This is a genomic window from Nitrosomonas sp. Nm33 (genome assembly GCF_900107265.1).
Lineage (GTDB): Bacteria > Pseudomonadota > Gammaproteobacteria > Burkholderiales > Nitrosomonadaceae > Nitrosomonas.
Window position 1 is genome coordinate 13382 of the sequence record NZ_FNPJ01000025.1, and the last position, 24887, is coordinate 38268.

Annotated in this window: 23 protein-coding genes; 11 read left to right on the forward strand and 12 right to left on the reverse strand. The window is 47.0% G+C overall.

What is annotated here, in order from left to right:
- Nucleotides 1-17: 17 nt before the first annotated feature.
- Nucleotides 18-326, forward strand: a complete 309-nt coding sequence (gene grxD, locus BLV54_RS07030) for a Grx4 family monothiol glutaredoxin (RefSeq protein WP_090569774.1) — start codon at nucleotides 18-20, stop codon at nucleotides 324-326.
- A 44-nt stretch (nucleotides 327-370) separates the two neighbouring features.
- On the opposite strand, the gene BLV54_RS07035 is transcribed toward grxD, so the two are convergent.
- Entirely contained in the window at nucleotides 371-790 is a 420-nt protein-coding gene (locus BLV54_RS07035) for a YqaA family protein (RefSeq protein WP_090569777.1), read from the reverse strand.
- Between the two features lie 472 nt (nucleotides 791-1262).
- On the reverse strand, nucleotides 1263-3536 hold the full coding sequence (gene metE, locus BLV54_RS07045) for a 5-methyltetrahydropteroyltriglutamate--homocysteine S-methyltransferase (protein ID WP_090569782.1): 2274 nt from the start codon (nucleotides 3534-3536) through the stop codon (nucleotides 1263-1265).
- A 117-nt stretch (nucleotides 3537-3653) separates the two neighbouring features.
- Here metE and BLV54_RS07050 point away from each other — a divergent pair, with 117 nt between their 5' ends.
- On the forward strand, nucleotides 3654-4640 hold the full coding sequence (locus BLV54_RS07050; RefSeq protein ID WP_090569785.1) for a LysR family transcriptional regulator: 987 nt from the start codon (nucleotides 3654-3656) through the stop codon (nucleotides 4638-4640).
- 223 nt (nucleotides 4641-4863) lie between these two features.
- Here BLV54_RS07050 and BLV54_RS07055 read toward each other — a convergent pair whose 3' ends face one another.
- The 3 genes from BLV54_RS07055 to BLV54_RS07065 all read right to left on the reverse strand — a co-directional run bounded on the left by BLV54_RS07055 (nucleotide 4864) and on the right by BLV54_RS07065 (nucleotide 7358).
- On the reverse strand, nucleotides 4864-5259 hold the full coding sequence (locus BLV54_RS07055; RefSeq protein ID WP_090569788.1) for a glycine zipper family protein: 396 nt from the start codon (nucleotides 5257-5259) through the stop codon (nucleotides 4864-4866).
- A gap of 360 nt (nucleotides 5260-5619) precedes the next feature.
- Nucleotides 5620-6363 carry a 4-aminobenzoate synthase gene (locus tag BLV54_RS07060; RefSeq protein ID WP_090569791.1) on the reverse strand — a complete coding sequence of 248 codons (744 nt, stop codon included), beginning with the start codon at nucleotides 6361-6363 and terminating at the stop codon, nucleotides 5620-5622.
- Between the two features lie 257 nt (nucleotides 6364-6620).
- Entirely contained in the window at nucleotides 6621-7358 is a 738-nt protein-coding gene (locus BLV54_RS07065; RefSeq protein WP_090569794.1) for an RNA methyltransferase, read from the reverse strand.
- A gap of 47 nt (nucleotides 7359-7405) precedes the next feature.
- On the opposite strand from BLV54_RS07065, the gene BLV54_RS07070 reads away from it, so the two are divergent.
- From BLV54_RS07070 to BLV54_RS07090, 5 genes are all read left to right on the forward strand, one after another.
- Nucleotides 7406-8221: an inositol monophosphatase family protein gene (locus tag BLV54_RS07070; RefSeq protein WP_090569797.1), complete on the forward strand. Its 816-nt coding sequence runs from the start codon at nucleotides 7406-7408 to the stop codon at nucleotides 8219-8221.
- 40 nt (nucleotides 8222-8261) lie between these two features.
- Nucleotides 8262-10631, forward strand: coding sequence for an EcoAI/FtnUII family type I restriction enzme subunit R (gene hsdR / locus BLV54_RS07075; protein ID WP_090569800.1), 2370 nt, complete (start codon nucleotides 8262-8264; stop codon nucleotides 10629-10631).
- Between the two features lie 63 nt (nucleotides 10632-10694).
- Nucleotides 10695-12167 carry a type I restriction-modification system subunit M gene (locus BLV54_RS07080; protein ID WP_090569803.1) on the forward strand — a complete coding sequence of 491 codons (1473 nt, stop codon included), beginning with the start codon at nucleotides 10695-10697 and terminating at the stop codon, nucleotides 12165-12167.
- The gene (locus BLV54_RS07085; protein ID WP_090569807.1) at nucleotides 12164-12838 is read left to right on the forward strand and encodes a transposase; all 675 of its coding nucleotides are present in this window, start codon (nucleotides 12164-12166) and stop codon (nucleotides 12836-12838) included. Before BLV54_RS07080 ends, BLV54_RS07085 begins: the two co-directional genes overlap by 4 nt.
- On the forward strand, nucleotides 12835-14583 hold the full coding sequence (locus BLV54_RS07090) for a restriction endonuclease subunit S (protein WP_218132339.1): 1749 nt from the start codon (nucleotides 12835-12837) through the stop codon (nucleotides 14581-14583). Before BLV54_RS07085 ends, BLV54_RS07090 begins: the two co-directional genes overlap by 4 nt.
- A 13-nt stretch (nucleotides 14584-14596) precedes the next feature.
- Here the strand turns inward: BLV54_RS07090 and scpB are convergent, their stop codons facing one another.
- From scpB to BLV54_RS07120, 6 genes are all read right to left on the reverse strand, one after another.
- The gene (gene scpB / locus BLV54_RS07095; protein WP_090569810.1) at nucleotides 14597-15244 is read right to left on the reverse strand and encodes an SMC-Scp complex subunit ScpB; all 648 of its coding nucleotides are present in this window, start codon (nucleotides 15242-15244) and stop codon (nucleotides 14597-14599) included.
- On the reverse strand, nucleotides 15210-16019 hold the full coding sequence (locus BLV54_RS07100; RefSeq protein ID WP_090569812.1) for a segregation and condensation protein A: 810 nt from the start codon (nucleotides 16017-16019) through the stop codon (nucleotides 15210-15212). The genes scpB and BLV54_RS07100 overlap by 35 nt, the downstream gene beginning before the upstream one ends.
- 304 nt (nucleotides 16020-16323) lie before the next feature.
- Complete coding sequence (locus tag BLV54_RS07105; protein WP_090569815.1) at nucleotides 16324-17526, reverse strand: tryptophan--tRNA ligase; 1203 nt, start codon at nucleotides 17524-17526, stop codon at nucleotides 16324-16326.
- Between the two features lie 102 nt (nucleotides 17527-17628).
- Nucleotides 17629-18303: a site-2 protease family protein gene (locus BLV54_RS07110; protein WP_090569819.1), complete on the reverse strand. Its 675-nt coding sequence runs from the start codon at nucleotides 18301-18303 to the stop codon at nucleotides 17629-17631.
- Nucleotides 18296-18928 carry an L-threonylcarbamoyladenylate synthase gene (locus BLV54_RS07115; RefSeq protein ID WP_090569822.1) on the reverse strand — a complete coding sequence of 211 codons (633 nt, stop codon included), beginning with the start codon at nucleotides 18926-18928 and terminating at the stop codon, nucleotides 18296-18298. The genes BLV54_RS07110 and BLV54_RS07115 overlap by 8 nt, the downstream gene beginning before the upstream one ends.
- Before the next feature lie 75 nt (nucleotides 18929-19003).
- Nucleotides 19004-19846, reverse strand: coding sequence for a 3',5'-nucleoside bisphosphate phosphatase (locus BLV54_RS07120; RefSeq protein WP_090569826.1), 843 nt, complete (start codon nucleotides 19844-19846; stop codon nucleotides 19004-19006).
- 155 nt (nucleotides 19847-20001) lie between these two features.
- Here BLV54_RS07120 and BLV54_RS07125 point away from each other — a divergent pair, with 155 nt between their 5' ends.
- From BLV54_RS07125 to BLV54_RS07140, 4 genes are all read left to right on the forward strand, one after another.
- Nucleotides 20002-21240, forward strand: coding sequence for an NnrS family protein (locus BLV54_RS07125; protein ID WP_090569830.1), 1239 nt, complete (start codon nucleotides 20002-20004; stop codon nucleotides 21238-21240).
- A gap of 18 nt (nucleotides 21241-21258) precedes the next feature.
- Nucleotides 21259-21708, forward strand: a complete 450-nt coding sequence (locus BLV54_RS07130; protein WP_090569832.1) for a GNAT family N-acetyltransferase — start codon at nucleotides 21259-21261, stop codon at nucleotides 21706-21708.
- Between the two features lie 185 nt (nucleotides 21709-21893).
- Nucleotides 21894-22001, forward strand: a complete 108-nt coding sequence (locus BLV54_RS17240) for a hypothetical protein (protein WP_371113278.1) — start codon at nucleotides 21894-21896, stop codon at nucleotides 21999-22001.
- A gap of 615 nt (nucleotides 22002-22616) precedes the next feature.
- The gene (locus BLV54_RS07140; RefSeq protein WP_090569834.1) at nucleotides 22617-24485 is read left to right on the forward strand and encodes a hypothetical protein; all 1869 of its coding nucleotides are present in this window, start codon (nucleotides 22617-22619) and stop codon (nucleotides 24483-24485) included.
- Between the two features lie 85 nt (nucleotides 24486-24570).
- Here BLV54_RS07140 and BLV54_RS07145 read toward each other — a convergent pair whose 3' ends face one another.
- Nucleotides 24571-24801 carry an MBL fold metallo-hydrolase RNA specificity domain-containing protein gene (locus tag BLV54_RS07145; RefSeq protein ID WP_090569837.1) on the reverse strand — a complete coding sequence of 77 codons (231 nt, stop codon included), beginning with the start codon at nucleotides 24799-24801 and terminating at the stop codon, nucleotides 24571-24573.
- Nucleotides 24802-24887 lie beyond the last annotated feature (86 nt).

The following is a 24887-nucleotide window of genomic DNA, read 5'->3' on the forward strand; positions in this document are numbered from 1 at the left end:
AAGGAGGATATTGAGACGTGAACGCAAATGAGCTGATTGAGCAGCAAATTAATACTCATCCGGTAGTGCTTTATATGAAAGGCTCACCTGAACATCCTCAATGTGGGTTTTCTGCTAATGCTGTAAAGATACTCAAAGCATGTGGCGTCCAAGACTTTTTTTCAGTTGATGTGCTCGCCAACCCGGAAATTCGTCAGGGAATTAAAGATTATTCTAATTGGCCGACTATTCCACAGCTTTATATAAACGGTGAATTTGTCGGTGGCTCAGATATCATGACCGAGATGTATCAAAGTGGAGATCTACAGAAATTATTTGAGAAATAATAGCTTAGTTAATAATCGGTTAACTCCCTCTCACTGTTTGGGGGTTAACCGATTACGCTAGCAATGACCCAGTAACGCGCAAATTTTCCTACAGCGATAAATATGACGGCCCAAAGCCAGTGGATGCGCAACCAGCCTGCAGCGACACACAATACGTCACCGATCAAGGGTAACCAGGAAAGAAAGAGGATCGGCGCTCCATAACGGCGTGTCCATTCTAATCCACGCGTTTTGTTCCCAATTTTGCTGCGCATCGCTTCTTCATCTGGCAATAAACGGCCTATCACATAAGAACTCATCCCACCCAGCGTATTGCCGAGTGTTGCGACGCTCAAGGCTGAGCTGTAAAGCTCAGGGTAAGCCATGAGCACGCTTACTAATACTGCTTCTGAACCTCCTGGAAGAAGAGTGGCAGCCAGGAAGCTGCTGGTAAACAATGCCAGCAGACTTGATTGTTCATCCATGATAATGCTGAAGATTGAATAATAACTTGTTTATGCTCCTGGATTTGACAGAAAGCAGAATAAGTAGTTTTGTTGATTGATTCGGGGGCTTTCAAACTGCTGATTATAACTAATAGTAATTATAACGGCTAATGCATAGTGGTTAATGTATAGCAACTGTTCAACCTAAAAGCTGCGGTTGGACGAGGTAGAGCGTGTGGTGATCCAGGTTGCGAGGCAAGGCGCTATAAAGCCGCAGGATCACCACCTGCTACGAAGAGCAGCGCCGCATTCGCACCTGGAGCAACATTACCATGCACTTCGTAGCGGCATCACCATTCTGGTGAATGAGAAAGTTTCGAAAATGCTTCCATATGTCGGGGGCTTAGCTCTTCAATCAAGGGATCAGCTGCGGTTTTTAGGTTCAAACTTTTCCGGTACCTGAATCGAAGGTAAGAAATATATTTGATACTGCTCTTCCTCATTGATGATATCAAGCAACTATCCTATTACGCAGAATGTGTGCCGCGCTGACCATTTTCTTCAATGCGACATCAGTCTCAGCCCAATTCCGTGTTTTCAGGCCGCAATCGGGGTTGACCCATAATTGCTGTGGTGGGATGCATCGGAGCGCTTTTTCCAGTAATGCCAGCATTTCATCAGTATCCGGGATACGTGGAGAGTGAATGTCATATACACCTGGGCCAATTTCATTGGGATAAGCAAACTGCGCGAATGCATCCAGCAATTCCATGCGTGAGCGTGAAGTCTCAATGGTAATCACATCTGCATCCATTTCAGCAATGGCCGGCAAAATATCGTGAAATTCCGAATAACACATATGGGTATGAATCTGTGTCTCATCCTTTATACCTGAGCTAGCGATGCGAAATGCCTTGACTGCCCACTGCAGGTATTCAGACCAAGCTGATTTTTTCAGCGGAAGCCCCTCGCGAAAAGCGGGTTCATCGATCTGAATCATGCCAATTCCCGCCTGCTCCAAATCTTTTACCTCATCGCGAATAGCCAGTGCAAGCTGCAGCGCGGTTTCCGAATAGGGCTGATCATCGCGTATGAATGACCACATCAGCATGGTTACTGGGCCTGTTAGCATTCCTTTGACTGGTTTGCTGGTCAGAGTCTGGGCATAGCTGATCCAGTTGACCGTCATGGCTTCCGGGCGGTAAATATCACCATAGAGAATAGGCGGCTTAACACAGCGGGAACCGTAGCTTTGTACCCAGCCATTTTCAGTAAAAGCATAGCCCCACAACTGTTCTCCAAAATATTCAACCATATCATTGCGCTCGGCTTCACCATGCACGAGCACATCAAGCCCTATTTCTTCCTGTTGCTGGATGACATTTTGGATTTCAGCGCGCATGGCCTCAAGATAGTCCACATGACTGAACTCCCCTTTTCTGAAAGCGGCTCTGGCTTTGCGAATTTCGGTTGTTTGGGGGAATGAGCCGATGGTGGTGGTCGGCAGTAGCGGTAACTGAAAATATTGTTGTTGCAAAGATTGTCGTTGTGCAAAGGGGAGGTGACGCTGACAATCGCGTTGCGTTAATTTTTTCACTCGTTCTTGTACTACCGGGTGATGTATCCGTTTGGATTGCTGTCTTGCCTGCCTGGCTTCAACGGACTCTTGCAGAGAGGTTTGGATTGATGCTTCTCCCTGGTTTAATCCACGTCCCAGAATAACAATTTCGTTGAGTTTCTGGACCGAGAAAGCAAGCCAGTTTTTAATTTCACCATCCAGCCTGGTTTCCAGTTCGAGATCGACTGGGCAGTGCAATAACGAGCAGCTGGGTGCAATCCACAATCGTTCACCAAGGAAAGATTGTGCTTGTGACAAAGTTGCCAATGCTTGAGAAAGATCGGCGCGCCACACGTTACGCCCATCGATGATACCCAGTGAAAGTACTTTATTAACCGGATAATCGGCAAGAAATGTATCGAGCTGATGCGGTGCGCGACATAAATCAATATGCAGGCCATCGACGGGTAAGGCTTTGAGTCTTGCTGCATGTTCATCAATGGCATCAAAATAGGTCGTCAGCAGCAATTGTGGGCCGCTTCCTCGTAGGGTTGTATAGGCTTCACTCAGCTTTTCTAACCAGATTTCCTCCAGATCAAATGCCAAGCAGGGCTCATCTATCTGTACCCACTGTACGCCAAGCGCTGCAATTCTAGACAGAATTTCGTGATAAGCGGGCAGCAAACGAGGCAATAAATCCAGGCGATTAAAATTCACTTCTGTTTCCTTGCCCAGAAATAAATATGTCAGTGGACCAATCAATACCACTTTGGGAGAAATACCCAATGCCTTGGCTTCATTGATCTCGTCAAACAACTGCTCCGAGGTAATCTGAAAATGGGTATGGCTGTTAAATTCCGGAACGATATAGTGATAGTTGGTATTGAACCACTTGGTCATTTCCATCGCGGATTGATTGGCGGTACCCCGTGCCATGGCAAAATACAGATCGAGCATGGTGTCATACTGAGTCGAATTGAAGCGATCGGGTATTGCACCAAGTAATGCAGTCATATTGAGCATGTGGTCATACAAGGCAAAATCGCCGACAGGAATCAGATTGAGACCGGTTTTCTTTTGCAGAAGCCAATTTTCTTTCCGAATAGCTTTTGCTTGATCTTGTAATTGTTTCGCGTCGATATTCTTGCGCCAGTATGCTTCAAGCGCTTGTTTCAATTCCCGGCGTGCGCCTATCCGCGGGAACCCTAGATTGTGTGTCAAAGCCATAATTGCTCTTTTTTAAATTGTATGAAAAGAACAATCATTGTGTGGTATGTTAAACTATGAATCAAATGAAAATTTTTATTAAATTTATGAATATGATTCATATTTACTTAAATTAATATGCTTGAATTACGTCACCTTCGCACCTTGAGCGCGCTACAAGAGACCGGCAGTTTATCGCTCGCCGCTAAGCGCGTGCATCTTACCCAATCGGCGCTCTCCCATCAGATCAAGGCATTACAGCATTATTACCAGATACCGCTGATTCAACGACAGGGGCATGCTATCCAGTTGACTGATGCAGGAGAACGTCTTGTCCTGTTAGCGGAAAAAATTATCAAGGAAGTGCAGGCTGCCGAGCGGGATCTCGCCAGAATTGCCCAGCGAACGAGTGGAAATTTACGCATTGCGCTGGAATGCCATACCTGTTTTGACTGGTTGATGCCTATCATGGATACCTTCCGCAAGCATTGGCCGGAAGTGGAACTGGATCTGGTTTCCGGATTTCACGCCGACCCTATCAAACTGCTTAAGCGGGAGGAGGCGGATATTATCATTGGATCAGAAAACAAACCGCAACGAGGCATTGTTCACCATCCCTTGTTTCGTTTCGAGATTCTAGCAGTACTTGCTCCAGGTCATGAGCTAGCCAAAAAACGAACTCTGGAGGCAACAGATTTTGCTGATATGACTCTGATCACTTACCCTGTCCCGGAAGAGCGTATCGATCTGATCAGCAAGATACTGAAGCCTGCGGGCATTTCTTGGCAGCGAAGGACAGCAGAATTGACCGTGGCTATCTTGCAATTGGTGGCAAGTCGCCGGGGAATCGCGGCGTTGCCCAATTGGGGAATCAAAAACTATGTCGATCACGATTATGTCATTGCGCGGCGCATCGGTACTAATGGCTTATGGAGCGATTTATTCGTGTCGACGCGCAAGGAAACTGCTTCTATGCCGTATCTACAGGATTTTCTGGTGACTAGCCGGGATCAATGTTTTGCCACTTTAGACGGGATTATTCCATTGAGCGGTTGTGAGAATAAAGTTTCGCCAAAAGATGGTAGTAAGCGGGCCGTGAACCAGGCTGATGGAACACAGTGTTGAGAAAACAAACTAGGGATGCAAAGAGTGATCTTTCAGTTTTCTCATATCTTGCCACGTATCCGCATCAACGTGCGTGACACCCTATAAAGTAGCGGTATCTGAGGTAAAGGGAGGAATGCTCCCTTCTGTCATGTGCGCGAAGGGAGTTAACAATATTCCTGCTGAGTGATCAGGCTGGCTGAGATGTTAGCTCATTATAGTGCCAGCCTGAGGTCTAAAATAATTAATTCACGACTCTGTGGCCGCGGTTACGCAGGCAGTTCCGATAAGCACTTTTGAACGATTCTTCTGCTCCAAACCCTTGCTTAGCAGCTCCACCCAAACCACCAGCTGCGGCGCCAATTGCTGCGCCCTTGCCAGGATTGCCGGTGAAGGCACCGACTACCGCCCCGCCGGCCGCACCGAGTGCAGCACCGACCCCAGCGCCGACCGCTGTTTCTTTAGCTGTGCCACCAGAGGCTTCGCGCGCGAGTTGATCACATTCATACAAGTCTTGATTCAGTCGACTAGCATTTGGATTGTTGTAAGTATCGACAGTAGGTGTCCATCTAGTTTGAGAAGCGCAGGCAGATATTAGCAGGCTAGCGATCAGCGCTACTCTCATGGTTGTTTTGTTCATTATGTAAACCTCTTGTTAACTTGGTTGCAGCAAAAAATAATTTTACGAAATTGAATAAAGTGTAATCACTCAAACCTGAACAGATCCTTAACAGGGTAACCGAGTCTATTAAATTACTTTGTTTAAGATCTCATTGTTTCAAATCTCAGTCCTGCTGAGCAAAGTTTCCAAAGAAATTTCCCATTACAGCTCATGTAAGGTAATGGGCATTGTACCGCATGCATTATATTTTTAGGTGAAGTGGGTGGTACTTATCGAAACCAATGGCTAATTACTATGGCAGGATTCTCTTTTCAGGAGAAAGAAGGTTCCTGAGACTGTTGGGTGGATAAAGTGTCTTATCCACCCATGTGTGTTTGATTAATGCAGTGTAACAGCCGCTTCTTGATCGCAGATCAGATTTGCGCAATAGGTTTCATGAATACCGTCCAGGAATTTCCAGAGGGCATCGCAGGCACGCTGGGTAGCAGCGAGCACTTGAGCCTGTTTTTCTGGAGTATCAGCAAATCGCTCGATGATGGCCCATTCTGCTTGCGAATGGTAGATATCCGCTTTCTGGTGAACTGAGAAAAATTCATAATCTTTCGGATTGTTCATGCCGTAGAATTTGGCCAGCCCATCAATCTTAACTGCTGCAATATCGGGCACTTGTGATTCAAATGCATGTAGTGCTGCGAGGCCAGCATAGAAAGGCTGATTCAGGCAAATATCACGGAAGGTTGAAACCAGATTTTCTGTTTCTGGCAGGGCAGGTGCATTGGCCAGGCTTTTATCATCTGCCCCCAGGGCAAATGCAAATGCTTTCCATAAAGCAGGATGATTGCCGTCACCATGTTCTTCATCAATCAAATTCTTGAGTACTTCCTGGCGCACACTGATATCACCGCTATTCGTTTCAGCATGAATATGCGGCGTGTTGAAATGCACAGCACTCAGATAGGTCGGCTCAGCCAGCACATTATAAAAATATTGCTCCGCATAGTGGCGTAACTGATCTTTGGTCAGTTTGCCATCAGTCCAGGCCATATAAAAGGGATGTTTTAATAAGTGTTTGCTACTGATAATAGTATTAACTTTATGTTTGAAAATTGTGTTCGTTGTCATGATCGCTCCTTTTATTATAATGAGTGAGCTTGTGAAATAATTGACTATACGGTCTGTATAGTCTGATTATTTACAATCTCAAAAGGTGGATGAAGAATTACCAAATGCAATCATCGCTAAATAAGCTAGCCAAGTCAATCCAAACGATATTATTCCATTTCTAAATCCAACCTGACTTTGTCGGCTTTACCTTGTCGTATTATTTATACTGTCTGCGGCTCGCCTTCGCGCCATCTTTGATTTGGAAATGGAATTACTCATACTGAACGATGCTTCTCCAATGCACTGAGTATACCGCGCAATATGTTTACTTCTTCTTTTTCCAGTTGAGTGCGCGCAAACATACGACGTATCCGCTGCATGAGTCGCTTGGGTTGCCTGGGATCGAGAAATTCACTGTCGATCATGGCCTGTTCCAGGTGGCGATAAAACAGCTCAATCTCGTTGAAGCTGGCGAGTTGATAAGCTGGCGGCTGAGGAGGTATGGGAGTTGTTTCGGTAGACACCATGCGCAGTTCATACGCCATGATTTGCACGGCAGCAGCCAGATTGAGCGAAGAATAATCGGGATTGGTCGGAATATGCACTGTGAGCTGACACATGCTGATCTCGGTTGTTGTCAGGCCAGAGCTTTCTCTGCCAAAAACCAGAGCTACTGGAGATTGTGATGCATGCTCAAGGAGCGCCTTTGCAGCCTGCCTGGTATCAAGAATCCGGTTGGAGAGATCACGTGGGCGAGCGGTCATCGCTATAGCGAGCACGGTATCATGCAGCGCTTCTTCCAGACTGTGCACCACACTTGCTTGTTCGAGGATGTCCCGTGCATTGCTGGCGCGCACGTCCGCTTCATTGTCTGGAAAGGATTTAGGATTGACCAGATAGAGGGTACTCAATCCCATCGTTTTCATCGCTCTTGCCGTTGCGCCGATATTACCGGGGTGACTGGTATGGCTTAATACGATACGGACATTAGCGAGCGGGGAGGAGCGATTCATATTAAAATTAGACTTTCTTCAATTTTTATATTTCTTGGTCTTTAAAAATGCATCCAATGCTTACAATTGCGGTAAAGGCCGCACGCCGTGCAGGCAGTATTATCAATCAAGCTTCACGAAACCTCGATATTCTGACTGTTTCTCGCAAATCGCACAGTGATTTTGTCAGTGAAGTTGATGGTGCGGCTGAAGAAGCCATCATCAAGGTATTGCTGGATGCTTATCCTACCCATTCGATTCTAGCAGAAGAAAGCGGTAATCGTGGAGACTCCAAAAAATCAGAATACCAATGGATCATTGATCCGCTGGATGGTACTACCAATTTTTTGCATGGTTTTCCTAAATATTCAGTATCGATTGCGTTATTACATCGCGGCATTTTGTCACAAGCGGTAGTGTACGATCCAGTCAGCAATGAATTATTCACTGCCAGTCGTGGGCGTGGCGCTTACCTTAACGATCAACGTCTCCGTGTCAGTAAGCGTGCCCTATTAGCTGATTCCTTGATCGGAACGGGTATTCCTTTCCGTGATCTTTCCTTCTTGGATGCTTATCTCGCCATGTTCAAGGATATCATTCCTAAAGCGGCTGGCATTCGCCGCCCTGGTTCCGCTGCGCTTGATTTGGCGTATGTCGCTGCTGGGCGATATGACGGTTTCTGGGAAATCGGCTTGTCTCCCTGGGATATCGCCGCAGGCTGTTTGCTTATTCTTGAGGCAGGCGGCATGGTCAGTGACCTGGAAGGTAATGAAAACTATTTGAAGAGCGGGCAAATTGTTGCAGGCAATCCGAAGATTTTCGTCCAATTGCTGCAAATTATCGCACCGCACTTAACACCACAACTGATCGCAGCCAACAAGTAATTAGCATTGTAGCGGGGTAAGGAAGCGAGAGAGTTGAATAATGAGTAAAAAGCAACTCTCTGAACGTGATATCTGCACCAAATTCATCACCCCTGCCTTGCAACAGGCAGGGTGGGATATCACGAGCCAGGTGCGGGAAGAATTTCTGCTGACTAAAGGGCGCATTATTGTTCGTGGTCGATTGCACACTCGCGCCCAACACAAGCGGGCCGATTATGTGCTGTTCTATAAGCCCAACATTCCGATTGCCGTGATCGAAGTCAAGGACAACAATCACATCATTGGCGCTGGCATGCAACAGGGACTGAATTATGCCGAGTTGTTGCAGGTGCCTTTTGTCTTCAGCTCTAATGGCGATGGCTTTCTGTTTCACAACAAGATTGCGGCCGATGGCCTGATTGAACGTGAGCTGAACCTGCATCAATTTCCATCTGCTGAAATGCTGTGGCAAGAGTGGCTTGCGCATAAGGGCCTAAACACTAGTGGGCAACAGTACGCGCTCATCACGCAGGATTATTACAGCGACGGGAGCAACAAAGTCCCACGGTACTACCAGCTACTTGCCATCAACCGGACTATCGAAGCGATTGCCCAAGGCAAACAACGCATTCTGCTGGTCATGGCAACCGGTACCGGTAAAACCTTCACCGCCTTCCAGATCATCTGGCGTTTGTGGAAAGCCAAGGCCAAGAAACGTATTCTTTTTCTGGCAGACCGCAATATCCTGGTTGATCAGACCATGACCAACGATTTCAAGCCGTTTGGCGCAGCCATGACCAAAATACAGAAGCGGCAGGCAAACAAATCCTACGAAATCTACCTTTCCCTCTATCAGGCTGTGACTGGTACGGAAGAGGAACGGAATATCTACAAGCAATTCAGTCCGGATTTCTTTGACTTGATTGTCGTGGATGAATGTCACCGGGGCAGCGCAGCAGAAGATTCCGCCTGGCGGCAGATACCGGAATATTTTTCTGCTGCCACTCAGATCGGCCTGACCGCCACTCCCAAGGAAACCAAGGAAGTTTCCAACATTGATTACTTTGGTGAACCGATTTACACCTATTCATTGCGGCAAGGGATCGAGGATGGCTTTCTTGCGCCATACAAGGTGGTGCGCATTGATATCGATAAGGATCTGTCTGGCTGGCGGCCCGACAAAGGTATGGTGGACAAGTATGGTCATGAAATTGAAGACCGCATCTATAACCAACGGGATTTTGATCGTACGCTGGTACTGGAAAAGCGCACCCAGTTGGTGGCCAGAAAGATCACCGAGTTTTTAAAACAGACCAACCGTTTCGATAAAACCATCGTTTTCTGTGAAAACATCGATCACGCCGAGCGCATGCGTCAGGCATTGGTCAATGAAAACGCAGATCTGGTGACGCAGAATGCCAAGTATGTCATGCGTATTACTGGTGATAGCGAAGAAGGCAAGAATGAACTCGATAATTTCATTTTTCCTGAATCGAAATATCCTGTGATCGCGACTACCTCCAAGCTGATGAGCACCGGTGTCGATGCTCAGACCTGCAAGCTAATCGTGCTCGATCAGCGCATTCAGTCAATGACCGAGTTCAAGCAAATCATCGGGCGCGGCACACGCATCAACGAGGACTACGGCAAATACTACTTCACCATCATCGATTTCAAGAAGGCTACCGAATTATTTGCTGACTCGGATTTTGATGGTGATCCGGTGCAAATTTATACCCCTAAAGCCGGAGAATTACCCGTACCTCCAGAGATACCCGATAGTGCTATGCCGGAGAATGATTTCAAGTATCCGCAATTGGCCACTGATTTTGCCTCGACAGGAATTAATGAGGGAGAAGAAGGGGAGAGTATTCGCCGTTATGTCGTGGCCAATATCGAAGTCAGCGTTGTTGCTGAGCGGGTGCAGTATTTCGATGTTCACGGCAAGCTGATCACCGAATCACTCAAGGATTACACGCGCAAGATGCTGGTCCATTCGTTCGCATCACTGGATGATTTTCTGCGGTGCTGGAACAGTGCGGCGAAGAAACAGGCGATTATCGAAGAACTGGCTAACGAAGGTATCTTCTTTGACGCGCTTGCCGAGGAAATCGGCAGGGATTGCGATCCCTTCGATCTGATCTGCCATATTGCCTGGGACAAACCACCCCTGACGCGCCGAGAGCGCGCAGAGCAAGTCAGGAAACGCAACTACTTTACTCGCTATGGTGAACAGGCACGGCGGGTGCTGGAAGCGCTGTTGGATAAATACGCAGATGAGGGTGTCACACAAATTGAAGAAACGCAGATTCTCGCTGTCTCGCCCTTCACTCAATTCGGCACACCGATCGAGATCATTCGCGCCTTCGGTGACCAGGATCACTATCAGCAAGCAGTGCATGAGCTGGAGCAGGCGCTCTATAGCATATGAAAAACAAGTATAAACAACTGTCATTCCCGCGCAGGCGGGAATGACTGAAAACGGGAGTAGTTTATGTCAATCGGTACACTCGTCAAAACCATCCAGGACATCATGCGCAAGGACGTGGGCGTCGATGGCGATGCGCAACGCATCAGTCAGATGGTCTGGCTGATTTTTCTGAAAATTTTTGACGACAAGGAACAGGAATGGCAACTGACCACACCGGGATATAAATCGCCGCTGCCAAACCGATTGCGCTGGACGAGTTGGGCCAAAGACGCGGAGGGCATCACGGGGGAAGAGCTGATCGATTTCGTCAATAACGAGCTATTCCCTTCGCTCAAAAAATTGGCTACTGCCGCAGGCGTATCACCCCATGGCAAGGTGGTCGGCTCAGTATTCGAGGATGCCTACAACTACATGAAATCGGGCACATTGCTGCGGCAGGTAATCAACACGATCGAAGCGGATGTAGATTTCAATTCTTCCACGGATCGTCATCTGTTCAATGACATCTACGAAAAGATTCTGGCCGATCTTCAGTCTGCCGGTAACGCGGGTGAATACTACACCCCACGTGCGGTGACCCAGTTCATGGTGGATATACTCAACCCGCAACTGGGCGAGATCATTCTCGATCCAGCCTGTGGCACGGGCGGTTTTCTCACCTGTGCCATTGAGCATCTCAAGCAGCAGATCGGGAATGCTGACGATCTTAGAACCTTGCAGGCAAGCATCCACGGCGTGGAAAAGAAACCGTTGCCGCACATGTTGGCGATGACCAATATGATGCTGCACGGCATCGATGTGCCTACTCACATTCGTCATGATAATACCCTCAGTCGCCCGCTCAAGGATTACAGCCCCAGGGAGCGGGTCGATATCGTCGTCACTAATCCGCCGTTCGGCGGTATGGAAGAAGACCGCATCGAGCACAACTTCCCGCGCAAATACCAGACTCGCGAAACAGCTGATCTGTTCATGGCGCTGATCATGTATCTGCTTAAGCACGACAGTGGACGGGCAGCCGTGGTGCTGCCTGATGGTTTTTTGTTTGGTGAAGGGGTGAAGACCACGCTCAAACAAGAATTGCTGGAAGCGTTCAACCTGCACACCATCGTACGCCTGCCCAAAGGGGTGTTTAGCCCTTACACCGGTATCGCCACCAACATCCTGTTTTTTGATAGAAGCGGGCCAGCCCGGGATATCTGGTTCTTCGAGCATCCTTACCCGGCTGGCTACAAATCCTACTCACGTTCGAAGCCGTTGACCATTCAGGAATTCGAACGGGAAAAGGCCTGGTGGGGCGGTTCGGAACGTAAAGGTCGCAAAACCACCGAACACGCCTGGAAGGTGTCTACGGTAGAGATCGCTGCGCGCAATTACAACCTCGATTGCAAGAATCCGCATGAAGTGGAAATCGACCACGGTGATCCTGAAGAATTGATGCAAGAATACCAGCAGATCGTCCAACAGCTCGAAGCCGCTCAAGCTGCGTTGAGACAGGAATTGATCAAGGCGCTGGGAGAAAGCAGGGGAACATGAATGACGAGACAACCAGCCATCATCGCCGTTCCATCCGGTTACAGGGATACGATTATGCGCGGCCAGGGGCGTATTTTGTGACCATTTGTACCCAGCAGAAGGCATGCCTGTTCGGCGAGATTAATAATGGCGAGATGCAATTGAATGAGGCGGGCAAGATGATCCAGGAAGTTTGGCATCAATTGCCAACCCGATTTGGCACGCTGGCATTGGATGAATTTGTCGTCATGCCTAACCATATTCATGGGATTTTGGTGTTGAATGGGGGTGATCATTTATCGGATGATCATGTGTCGAATAGAGGCGATCACAAGGATCGCCCCTACGCAACGCGAAATACCGACCGTAGGGGCGAATCTTGTATTCGCCCTGAATCTTGTATTCGCCCCCATCCGATGATGCATGCCCCTCCTCGCGGCACGTTGCCCAATACGGTTGGATGCATTGTCCAGGCATTCAAATCGATCACCACGCATGCCTATATTAGCGGCGTGAAACAACACGCCTGGCTGCCATTTGACGGTAAATTATGGCAACGCAATTATTGGGAACACATCGTTCGCAATGAACCGGATTGGAATAAAATCCGTGCCTATATCCAAAACAATCCATTGCAATGGGCACTCGATAAATTGAACCCGGTCTATGGGCAATCCAGGGGTGACGCATGAACCATCCTTACGACAATCGAGCTAACTCATTCGTCGACGAGATGGAGGTAACACCTGCATGGCCATTGGAACGCTATTTCGGTGCGGCCTTTGCCGCCCCCGATGGCATCAAGAAACTGCGTGAACTGATCCTGACGCTTGCGATGCGAGGCAAGTTGGTGCCACAAGACCCGAACGACCCACCTGCCAGCGATTTGCTCAAGGCAATCGAAGCCGAAAGACAGCGATTGGTGAAGGAGGGCAAAATCAAGGTTGCTGAACAGTTGTCACCGATCAAATCCGAGGAAGTGCCTTATGAATTGCCGCAGGGGTGGGAGTGGGTGAGATTGGGAGAGGTAGCTAATTACAATGGCAGAAAAAATATTGGATCAGATGAAATTCTCCCTAACACATGGTTGTTAGATCTTGAAGATGTAGAAAAAGATACGTCACGTGTGATTTATCGAGCTAAATTTTCAGAAAGACAATCAAAATCAACAAAGTCTATATTCAAAAAGGGGGATGTACTGTACGGTAAATTGCGGCCTTATTTGAATAAGGTGGTTGTTGCAGACAGTGATGGTATATGTACTACGGAGATCGTACCGATTATCCCATACGGTGGCATTGATTCCGAGTTTCTGAAATGGTTGCTGAAGCGCCCAATGTTCCTTGCGCATGTTAATTCACTTATGTATGGCGTAAAGATGCCGAGGCTTGGAACTTATGATGCAGTAATGAGCATTCATCCGCTACCGCCTTTTACTGAACAACGCCGCATCGTCGCTAAAATAGACCAGCTGATGGCACGTTGTGATGAGCTGGAGAGATTGCGTAACGAGCGTGAGCAGAAGCGGCGTGTTGTTCATATTGCTGCTCTCAAGCGTTTGCTCGATGTGGCGTCGTCATCCCCGCGCGGAAGCGGCGGTTGGGGGTATGCGGGCGAGGAAGCTTTTTCCGACGCTTGGCAGTTTATCACCCGCCATTTCAGTGAACTCTATTCAATCAAGGAAAACGTCACGGAATTGCGCAAGGCGATCTTGCAGCTTGCGGTGATGGGCAAGCTGGTGCCGCAGGTCCCGAATGATCCCCCCGCCAGTGAATTGCTCAAGGCAATCGAAGCTGAAAAACAGCGGCTGGTGAAGGAAGGCAAGATCAAGGCAACCAAACCACTGCCAGCGATCAAGCCGGAAGAAGTGCCTTATGAACTGCCAGAAGGGTGGGAGTGGGTTCGTCTAGGTAAGATGATAAAGTTGATTTCAGGCCAGCATTTAATACCGAATGAATACAACGAGAAAGGCGAAGGTATTCCTTATTACACAGGTCCCGCAGACTTTGGTTCATGTAATCCCATATCAACACGTTGGACTTATATTGAGAGAGCAGTAGCAATTAAAGGTGATATTTTATTGACTGTAAAAGGAGCTGGAGTAGGCAAGACAAATGTTTTAGCTGATAGTAAAGCTGCAATAAGCAGGCAGCTAATGGCTTTGCGTACGATAAAAATAAGCAAAGAATTTCTGCTTGTATTTTTGAAAAGTATTTTTAATGAACTCCAAGCACTTTCGGTCGGAATAGCTATTCCCGGTATAGGGAGGGATGATGTTTTGCTTAGGGTATTTCCCCTCCCACCCCTCCCTGAACAACGCCGCATCGTTGCCAAAATCGACCAGCTCATGGCGTTGTGCGATATGCTGGAGCAGCAGATCGATGCGGCTTCCAACAAGCAGACTGCCTTGCTCAATGCGTTGATGGCGCAGGTGTGAAACGCTGGGGTAACTACTCTTTTTCGGTTTCGATCGTTTCTGTTGTTTCTGAATTGGTAGTCGATTGCTGATTCTGGGGTTCAATCAGCTCAGTGAGTGCTGCCAGCTCATCCAACGGCGGCAGTTGTTCAAGCGATTGCAGGTTGAGGTCGTTGAGAAAAGTTTGCGTGGTGGCGTAGAGTGTAGGTCTGCCGGGTACGTTGCGTTGGCCGACTGCTTCGATCCAACCGCGCGTTTCCAGTGTTTTTAGGATATTAGTAGAAACTACTACGCCGCGGATATCTTCGATATCGCCGCGTGTTACGGGTTGCCGGTAGGCGATGATCGCCAGCGTTTCCAGCACTGCGCGTGAGTAGCGTGGTGGCTTTTGTGGACTGAGCCGGTCAAGAAAGACCTGCATTTCCAGTTTGCTGCGGAAGCACCAGCCACCGGCAACATTAACCAGCTCGATGCCGCTGTCACGCCATTTTTCTCGTAAATTCTCGAGTGACACCTGCAGCAGTTTGCTGCTTACTTCACCATCGAACAGTTTTTTCAATTCTGTCAGAGTGAGCGGTTCCTGGGTAGTCAGCAGCGCTGTTTCCAGGATTTTGATGATTTTGTGTTCGCTGAAGGAAGAGAGTATTTCAGAGGGCAGCGGCGGGTTGAGCTGATTTGACATAGATCGTTGCAAAGTTTTCGGATTGGTCAATGGCAACAAGCGACTCCTTGGCAAGCTCCAGCAGAGCGAGAAAATTGGCAATGATTTCTATGACTCCGGCCTCCTGACTGAATAATTCATCAAAGCGTACCACCTTGCCTCCTTGCAGCGCGCGCAGGATCTGGCTCATACAGGCACGTACTGAGATTTGTTCGTGGCCGATATGATGATGGCGGTTAACTTTGGCACGTTCGATCAGCGTGAGCCAGGCATGCCGTAAATCATCTACATCGACATGAGGGAGTTGCCTGGTTGTGACGTGGTCGATCGATACTTGCACCAGCGCAAAATCCCGATTGGCTTGTGGCAATTCATCAAGGCGCATCGCGGCCTTTTTCATCTGTTCATATTCCAGCAGCCGGCGCACGAGCTCAGCGCGTGGATCGGCTTCCTCTTCTATTTCAGAGACAGGGGGTGGCAGCAGCATGCGTGACTTGATTTCGATCAGCAATGCGGTCATGAGCAGATATTCCGCTGCCAGCTCGAATTGATCGGCGCGCATCATTTCCACATAAGCCATATACTGCTGCGTAAGCTCAGCCATCGGGATATCCAGGATATCGAGATTGTGCTTGCGAATGAGATAGAGCAATAAATCGAGCGGGCCTTCAAACGTGTCGAGAAATACTTCCAGCGCCTCGGGCGGGATATAAAGATCGCGTGGTATCTCTAATATCGGCTGACCACAGATCTTGGCGATGGGCTGGATATCGATCGCATCGTTCAACATGTTCATGCACAAAGATTAATTATTTTCTCAATTTTGTAAACAATGAAAAAAGAAGATATCAAGGAAGGTCTGAATAATTCCATTTCTAAATCAAATTTAACTTTGTCGGCTTCACCTTGCCGTATTATTTATACTGTCTGCAGCTCGCCTTCGTGTTATCTTTAATTTGGAAATGGAATAAGTGAGCGAGGCGGATATAGTGCAAGGCGCACGGAGCGCACAGACCAGAAACATATCATGTAGATAGACAAAGGGACGAGCATCGCACAACGAAGCAATGTACCGCCATAGTCACTTATCCGGGCCTCCCTTAGGAATAATTCATTCCCATTACCTCTCTCACATCGCGCATGGTTTCCTCTGCGAGTTTGCTTGCTTTCTCACAGCCATCTTCCAGGATATGCCTGACCAGTGCCGGATCTTCCTCATACATCTTGGCTCGCTCGCAGATAGGCGCTTGTTCAGCCAGGATGGCGTCAATCACAGGCTGCTTGCATTCAAGGCAGCCAATACCCGCGCTTTTGCAGCCCCATTGCACCCAGTTCCTGACCTCATCATTGGAATAAACGGTATGAAATGACCACACCGGGCACTTGGCTGGATCGCCCGGATCGCTGCGCCGTATCCGCGCCGGATCAGTTGGCATGGTGCGGATTTTCTTCACGATGCTGTCAGCATCTTCGCGTAAGCTGATGGTGTTGTTGTAGGACTTGGACATTTTCTGACCATCCAGTCCCGGCATTCTCGAGGCTTGCGTGAGGAGTGTCTGAGGCTCCGACAGAATGACTCTGCCGCCTCCTTCCAGGTAACCGAATAAGCGCTCCCGGTCACCCATACTAAGATTTTGCTGCTCATCCAGCAATGATCTGGCTTCTTCCAGTGCACTTTCATCACCCTGTTCCTGAAAGCGAGTGCGTAATTCGCTATAGAGCCTGGATTTTTTGGAGCCGAGCTTTTTGATGGCTAGTTCTGCCTTTTCTTCAAAACCAGGTTCTTTACCAAAAATATGATTGAAGCGCCGTGAGATTTCCCGGGTGAACTCGAGATGAGGTGCCTGATCTTCACCGACAGGAACCAGATTGGCACGATAAATGAGAATATCTGCACTTTGCAGCAGGGGATACCCCAGAAAACCATAGGTACTCAAATCTTTTTCGGTCAATTTCTCCTGTTGGTCTTTATAGGTGGGGACACGTTCCAGCCAGCCTAGCGGTGTAATCATCGAAAGCAATAGATAGAGTTCGGCATGGGCGGGTACCTTTGATTGAATGAACAGGGTTGCGTGCGCAGGATCGACACCAGCAGCCAGCCAGTCGATAATCATGTCCCAGGTATGCTGCTCGATTAGTTCGGGTGAGTCGTAGTGAGTGGTCAACGCATGCCAGTCAGCAACGAAAAATAAACACTCGTATTGCTGTTGCAAGGTGATCCAATTTTTCAACACACCATGATAGTGCCCTAAATGCAAATTACCGGTCGGGCGCATTCCCGATAAAACGCGATCAGCAAACATGCTATAAATCCTAAATTAATACATGGTTAATTGGAGATAAAATAAGAAAGAGCATTTGTTCGTCATTTATTTATGAAAGGTGAGTCATTTTGCGTTGCGAGATCAGACATACAATCCAAACACCCAAGCAATGAGCTGCTTCATAAGGGTAATAAATGGCAGGATGATTGCACCCAGCACGCCAGTCATCAACAATAACAATAAAATCATAAACCCATAAGGCTCGATTTTCGAGAATTGATAGGCAAGTTGGTGGGGCAGTAAACTGACAGCCATACGTCCACCATCCAACGGTGGTAAGGGCAATAGATTTAATACCATCAGAATGAGGTTAATTTCAATCCCAGCCATACCCATCAGAATCATTGGTTTAGCGTAAATGTTTTCTGGGAAAATCAGTCCCAGCTTGATGATCAACGCCCAGCAACAAGCCATGAAAAGATTAGCGCCAGGCCCCGCTGCTGCAACCCACAGCATGTCGCGCTTAGGGTGCCGTAACTGGTTGAAATTAACGGGTACTGGTTTGGCCCAGCCAAACAGAAAACCGGTACCCATAGTCAATTTGCCAATGATGAATAGCGTCAGTGGCACAATAATGGTTCCCATTGGATCGATATGCTTGAGCGGATTCAATGTGATGCGTCCCGCCATGTAAGCGGTCAAATCGCCATGTTGCTTAGCAACATAACCATGTGCCGCTTCATGTAAAGTAATGGCAAAAATGACGGGGAGTGCGTAAATCGCGATCCCAAGAATAATACTATCTAAGCTACCCATGTGCTATCCCAAATGGTGCGAGACTGCCCTTACCTGTGCGAACTAATTCAAGCATATCACCTGTTAAGTCAATTACGGTTGTCATCTCTACGCCACAAGGACCAGCATCGATCACCAAGTCTACCTGATGTTCCAGACGCTGCCGGATTTCCTCGGCATCATTTAGCGGTAGCTCATCCCCAGGCAGAATCAGGGTGGAGCTTAATAACGGTTCATCCAATTCTGACAGCAAGGCGTGGGCAACTGGGTGATCCGGTATACGTAAACCGATGGTATAGCGTTTGGGGTGCTGCAAACGGCGGGGCACCTCACGGGTAGCTTTAAGTATGAACGTGTAACTGCCCGGTGTGCACGCTTTGAGCAGACGGTATTGGATATTGTCTACTTTGGCATATTTCGAAATCTCAGCCAGATCACGGCATACCAGCGTGAAATGATGATGCTCATCAACTTGCCGTATGGCCCGTATGCGTTCCATAGCATCTTTGTTACCGATCTGACAACCCAGCGCATAACAGGAGTCTGTCGGATAAACGATGACACCGCCATCACGCAGAATCGTAACAGCCTGTCGTAATAATCTTGGTTGGGGGTTTTGTGGATGAATAGAAAAAAATTGTGCCATAATTTATTGAGATCCAGTTCTTTTGATATTTGATTGTAATGTAGCGCAAACTTATTTCAGTTGTTCACTGATGATTTATTTTTGCTCAATATTCCAATTGTGCCAAATGGGAATACATCCAGCTGGTAATGGTGGTAATTGACCGAGATCAAAATAGCTTTCACCAGGTCCATGATAATCAGAGCCACATGAAGCCAGTAAATTCATTCGCTGGGCATGATGTGCAAACAGTTTTATCTGGTCGGATGTGTGGCTGGGTGAGATAATTTCTAAACCCACACCGCCAAGGTCACGAAATTCGTGCAACAGTGCTTCCAGAACGTTCTTACCTAATTGGTAGCGCGCTGGATGGGCGATAACTGCCTGACCACCACTGCCGCGTATCCAGCTGACTGCATCATTTAAGGTTGCCCACTGATGTGGGGTATAACCTGGTTTACCCTTTACAAGATATTTCTTGAACACCGACCGAACATCTTTAGCATATCCTTTTTCAACAAGAAAGCGCGCAAAATGGGTACGACCAATTAATTGTCCTTCAGTATAAGTATAGGCACCTTCGAGGCTGTCATGAATGCCACAACGCTCCAGTTGAATGGCAATGTTACGCGCACGCTCCTCTCGTCCTGCTCGAATCGATGCCAGACCTTGCTCCAATGGAGGATATTCGGGATTGATTCTGAGGCCAACGATATGTAAGGTTCTGCCTTGCCACGTGACAGAGATTTCCGCGCCGTTAATAAGTGTGATATTTTTTTCACGTGCTGCAATACGAGCTTCAGCCAATCCTGTAACGTCATCATGATCAGTTAACGCAAGTACGTTGACACCCCGCAAAGCTGCATGCTCTATCAGGCGAGCAGGCGTCAAAAGACCATCTGAAACGGTGGAGTGACAATGCAAATCAATGTTGAGCATTAAATAGTGTACTTACAGGGCTTTTATACAAATAATAAGCACATCATAACAAATATGTAGCATGATAAAAACGATAAGAGAGAAAGGCTGATATAACTTAAAGATTATTCATCTCTAAGAAAAACAGAGGTTAAATTAAATTATAAGGAAAATGTATGAATAAACAAGCAACTATCTGGCATCACTTGTCTGCTGCACCCCATCGCAGCTTATTCCTGGTGGGTGCATTGCAGGGTGTGCTTACCCTTTTATGGTGGACGCTTGATCTGATGGGACGCTATGGCGTAATTGGCAATGCACCAGTATTGAGTCTGGCGCCAATCTGGGCGCATGCTTTTTTAATGGTGTATGGCTTTTTCCCTTTCTTTATTTTTGGCTTTTTGTTTACTACCTTTCCAAATTGGATGAATGGTGAAAAGATCAAACCGCGCCATTATCTTGCAACATGTATGTTTATGGCTGGGGGCGTGGCTCTGTTCTATGCTGGCTTGTACCTCGGTAAGCCTATACTGGTAGCCGGGATCGCAGTGATGCTGACAGGATGGGGGATTGCGATCATGGCGCTGTTACGAGTTTTGTTGCAGACACAAGCGCAAGATAAGCGCCATGCGCAAGTGGCCAGTGTCGCATTTATCTTTGGCTGGCTGGGTGTGGCTGCTTATCTTGTGTGGCTTTTGACTGATCTTTCGTTATTTCTGGATTTTTCACGTCAGGCAGGTATCTGGTTTTTCCTGCTGCCGATCCTGTTAACTGTTTCGCACCGTATGATTCCCTTTTTCTCTAGTCGGGTGTTGGAAAATTACGTAATTGTCAGACCTTATGCATTGCTCTGGTTGATGCTTGCCTGCTCAGCTGGCCATGGCCTATTGCAACTCATGGGGATGCCGCAGTATGTATGGTGGGTGGATCTGCCATTGGCTGGGTGTGCGCTCTACCTGTCATGGGCCTGGGGATTGTTGCGCAGTTTTAGTGTGAGTCTGCTGGCGGTGTTGCATATCTCTTTTGCTTGGCTGACTATAGCGATGTTGCTATTTGCAGCGCAGAGCCTCATGATGTGGCTGAACGTGGGGGAGCGCATCTGGTTTGGGCTTGCGCCCCTTCATGCACTAGTGATTGGTTATTTTGCCAGCATGGTGCTAGGTATGGCTTCGCGCGTGACGATAGGGCACTCGGGTCGCCCGTTGGTGCTGGATCATTTTACCTGGCTACTCTTTCTCGGCTTTCAGGCTACCGCATTGCTCAGAGTGCTGCCAGACATCATACCAGCCGTTTCCGCTCTTGCACCGATGCTTTATCTACTTGCCGCAGCAGTATGGCTCATTTGTTTCACACTATGGGCAGCGCGCTTTGCTCCTACCTACTGGCGGCCAAGGGTGGATGATAAACCGAGTTAATTAAAGAGAGAATGACTAATGAAATGGCAGCAAGATGAATTCATAGTAACGGATAATCGAGAAGATCTGGATATAGAAATGATCCATGATTTTTTGTGCAAAGCGTCTTACTGGGCAAAGCATATCCCTAGAGCAACCGTAGAAAAGTCAGTAAATCATTCGCTCTGTTTTGGGTTGTATCACAATGCAAAGCAGATCGGTTTTGCTCGCACTATTACGGATTGCGCTACGTTTGCCTATTTAGCTGACGTGTTTGTTGTGCCAGATTATAGAGGACGTGGCCTCGGCAAGTGGCTGATTTCTTGCATCCTTTTGCATCCGGAGTTGCAGGGGCTGCGCCGTTGGATGCTAGCAACCCTGGATGCGCACGGTCTGTATGAACAAAATGGTTTCGTGATGGTGCAAAATCCAGAATGGTTCTTGGAAATCCATAACCCTCACATATATACGCAGAGTAGTACATCTTAATGTTCAGTCTGACTTTGGCGAGATCATGGCGCTATTGATTGTGCTGGCATTCAATCATACGCTTCAATATGTCGTTACCCGCCAGCAAAGCATTATCCAAACGAAGGTTGTCTTGTTGATAGCCTTTGCTGGCGCTGGCTCGCAAACTCATTATCCTGGATCTCAAATTAACGACGCCGGAGACATTGTTTGGCTTGGCTGCCATTACCTTGGCTGTTGGTATAACTTATTGGTTAATGCGTGAACGTGATGATCATCTTTCTCGCAATGCTGTGAAAGAAGTGAGGGCTTGAAAACGTATACAGGGGCAGCAGCAATGCTCACTTTGCGTGTGCATGATGGCGCCGCTGCATTAGAAAGCTAGTACCCTTATACAAGCCCCGGTGCGTATGTGTCAACCGTTATACGGAAGCATCACAGTGGCGGCAACGGAAACCCTGGCTGCCCATTTTTTCGAAGAAGTCATGCTGCCGATTTATCTATGATTATTTCCTGCACAGGCTGCGCTCATATTATGAGTGACTATTTTCACAAGCTCGCCTCCGATTTTCAAAATTATTTGCATAAACAAATGCTAATATAGCGTACTCAGTAATCTGATGTTGAATACATCAAAATCGCCGTTATGGGCTATGTAGTCAATGGTCCCGATTCTCAACATGTCGAAAAACGGTGACATCCAAAATGATGGGGTTGCTGAAGAATCTCGGGAAAGTGTGCAATGGCATATCGAAACTCATTACGCGCCTTAGGCGCATATTCTCTGTCTCCGTACAAAGTGTCGCTTTGTGCGTAAGCATCGTACTTGTGTTGGGTTTGCGAAATGATGACTCACATAACTTTTTGATAAAGCCTTAATATTTCTTCTTTATTAGGTGTACCGGAATTGCTGGTACAAGGTTTGCTCTATGTCGGTTCCTTATGTTTCTTATTTAAGATTGAGTGTCATTGCTGCGGTAGTATTGGTTGGGTGTGCCTCAGTGCGTCAGCTTGCTGTTGATTATCCTACTGTGGAAACCGGTGATTCAAAAACACAAACAACAAAGCAGCGTCCTTTTTCGCCCGTTTCAGGGTTTTCAGTGATTGATGGTGATGATTATTATGTGCGTCTGATTTCTGAATTTGAATATAAAGGTGAAAACATTCTAAAAAAAGGCTGCACTAATATTGTGCCTTCTTATAAAAAAGGTGATTTGTCTTCAGCCTTGGTTTTTAGTGTGCGCAATGATATTTTAAAATTTAGCAATGAAGCCACTGGCTTTATATATCATTCGGCAGGCGGCAAATGTAATTTTAAATTTGATGCCAAAAAAATTAACCTGACTCCTTGGATGCGGCTGGACACCGGAAAAGAAACGCTGGTCGATTATAGTTTTTATTCGAGCGCTAACAGTGATGTCGATGTTTCAGGCTTAATTGGCGATGTTACAGCTGCCGGCAGCTTACTGTCTCTGACTGGTGTGGGTGCAGGAGTAGCTTTAATGGGGCAGTTTTCAGCTCAATGGCTTAGCAATAATCAGCAGCAACACGCCATTTTAAACAAAGATCAGCAGCAACACGCCATTTTAAACAAAGTTAAAAACAGCTCTGAATCATATTCTTTGCCTGTCATAGTCACTTATTCTGGTAAGTCGGGTTCACTCAATCAAACCGTATTTAAAGTTTATGCGGTTGCAGAAGGAGGCATCAATATTTTAAGTTCAGATACCCAGCCTTTGGGAGAGCTGAATATTTATCCCGAAATTATTCCTTCATTATTGCTTAAAATAAAAGGGGATGGTGCGCCCAATGCACGTGATTTGTCATTTGATGAAATTGGCTACTCGCCTATAAAAACAACGACCAGCGAAATAAAATTACTGGATTTAATTCAGCAATCTAATCATCCGTCTAAACCTAATTTAAAACCTGATTGGAGCAATTATGCTGATGTTGAAAGCAATTGCCGCAAATTAAAATTGGTGGTGAAAGATTTAGGGTTTAATAAATTTGATCGTAATGCTTTGATTTATTATTTCTTGCATAACAGCAATGACTGGAAAAATTACAATCTGGATCAAAAAAAATCCTTAAGCAGCCACTTAAACTCAGAATTGATAAGCAGTTACAGTAGCAAGGATTTTGGTAACTGTCTGGCCGATGATGATTATGCGGTAATGAAAGCAATGGGGCTTTCTGTCAATCTACCTTCTGATTGGCAGCAAACTATCGAGTCCAGTGAGAAAAAAGAGCGGTTGTTTACACACCTCAAATCAATTGAACGACAATTAGTTTCAGTATTAAAAAATTCAAATGAAACCGAAATGGAGCGGCAGATTTATCCTTTGCTGGCAACGGCAAAAAATGGCGATGGCACAGTATTACTGCAAAATCATTTGGGCGATTTTGGTCTTGAGCAAATGTTAAGTGTGCCCCCAGCAGCCGAAGTCAAGTCAGTCGAAGCTGCAGCAGTGCCAGCTACTATACCTGGCGAAGGACTTGTTGTTAGCGCACATCAACTGGTTCAGGTGTTTTCCGGCTTGTCTCTTGATGAGCTCAGCTGTGCCAGACCGGCTCCCAATCAACAGGTAAGTAATATAGGGATTTTACTGTTTACAACTAAAGAAGGTAGCCCCTGGGCTAAAGGTGGTGCAATGGAATTTGAGTTTGCTTCAGGAAAAATAAACCGGATTAGTTTTCAGTTGCCTAGCTTCAGGGATTTCAGGCAGGATTTGCTGAATCATCCCGAAATTGCAGGTTGTAAAATAGATTCTTCATTTGTTGATAAGCTGCACTAACCCTTTGGCTTCATGAGTGTATAGTTGATAACCCATTAGCAGTTCAATGTATGATTATTGGAATGTGACATTTTAGCTCACGGCTTTAAAGTAGAATTGAGGTTAATCGTTCTGGCACAGTGGCGTGCCACTTCAGCTTTTGTTCGATAGCGTTCGCCAAGGCAGCGGTATTACTCGGTTTACCATGAACGATAAAGATTCTTTCTGGAGCTTTATTGAAGTGTTTCAGCCAATTCAGTAAACCTGCCTGATCGGCGTGCGCGGCGTTGGAGCGCTTTGTTTTGCCACTCAGCCTCTTTTTCTTGAATATAGCCAATCACATATAAATTGATTATAATTTGTGAATGACCTATCCAGTATCATTTCGCCGTAAGGTATTATCCGTTCGAGAGAAGGATGGCC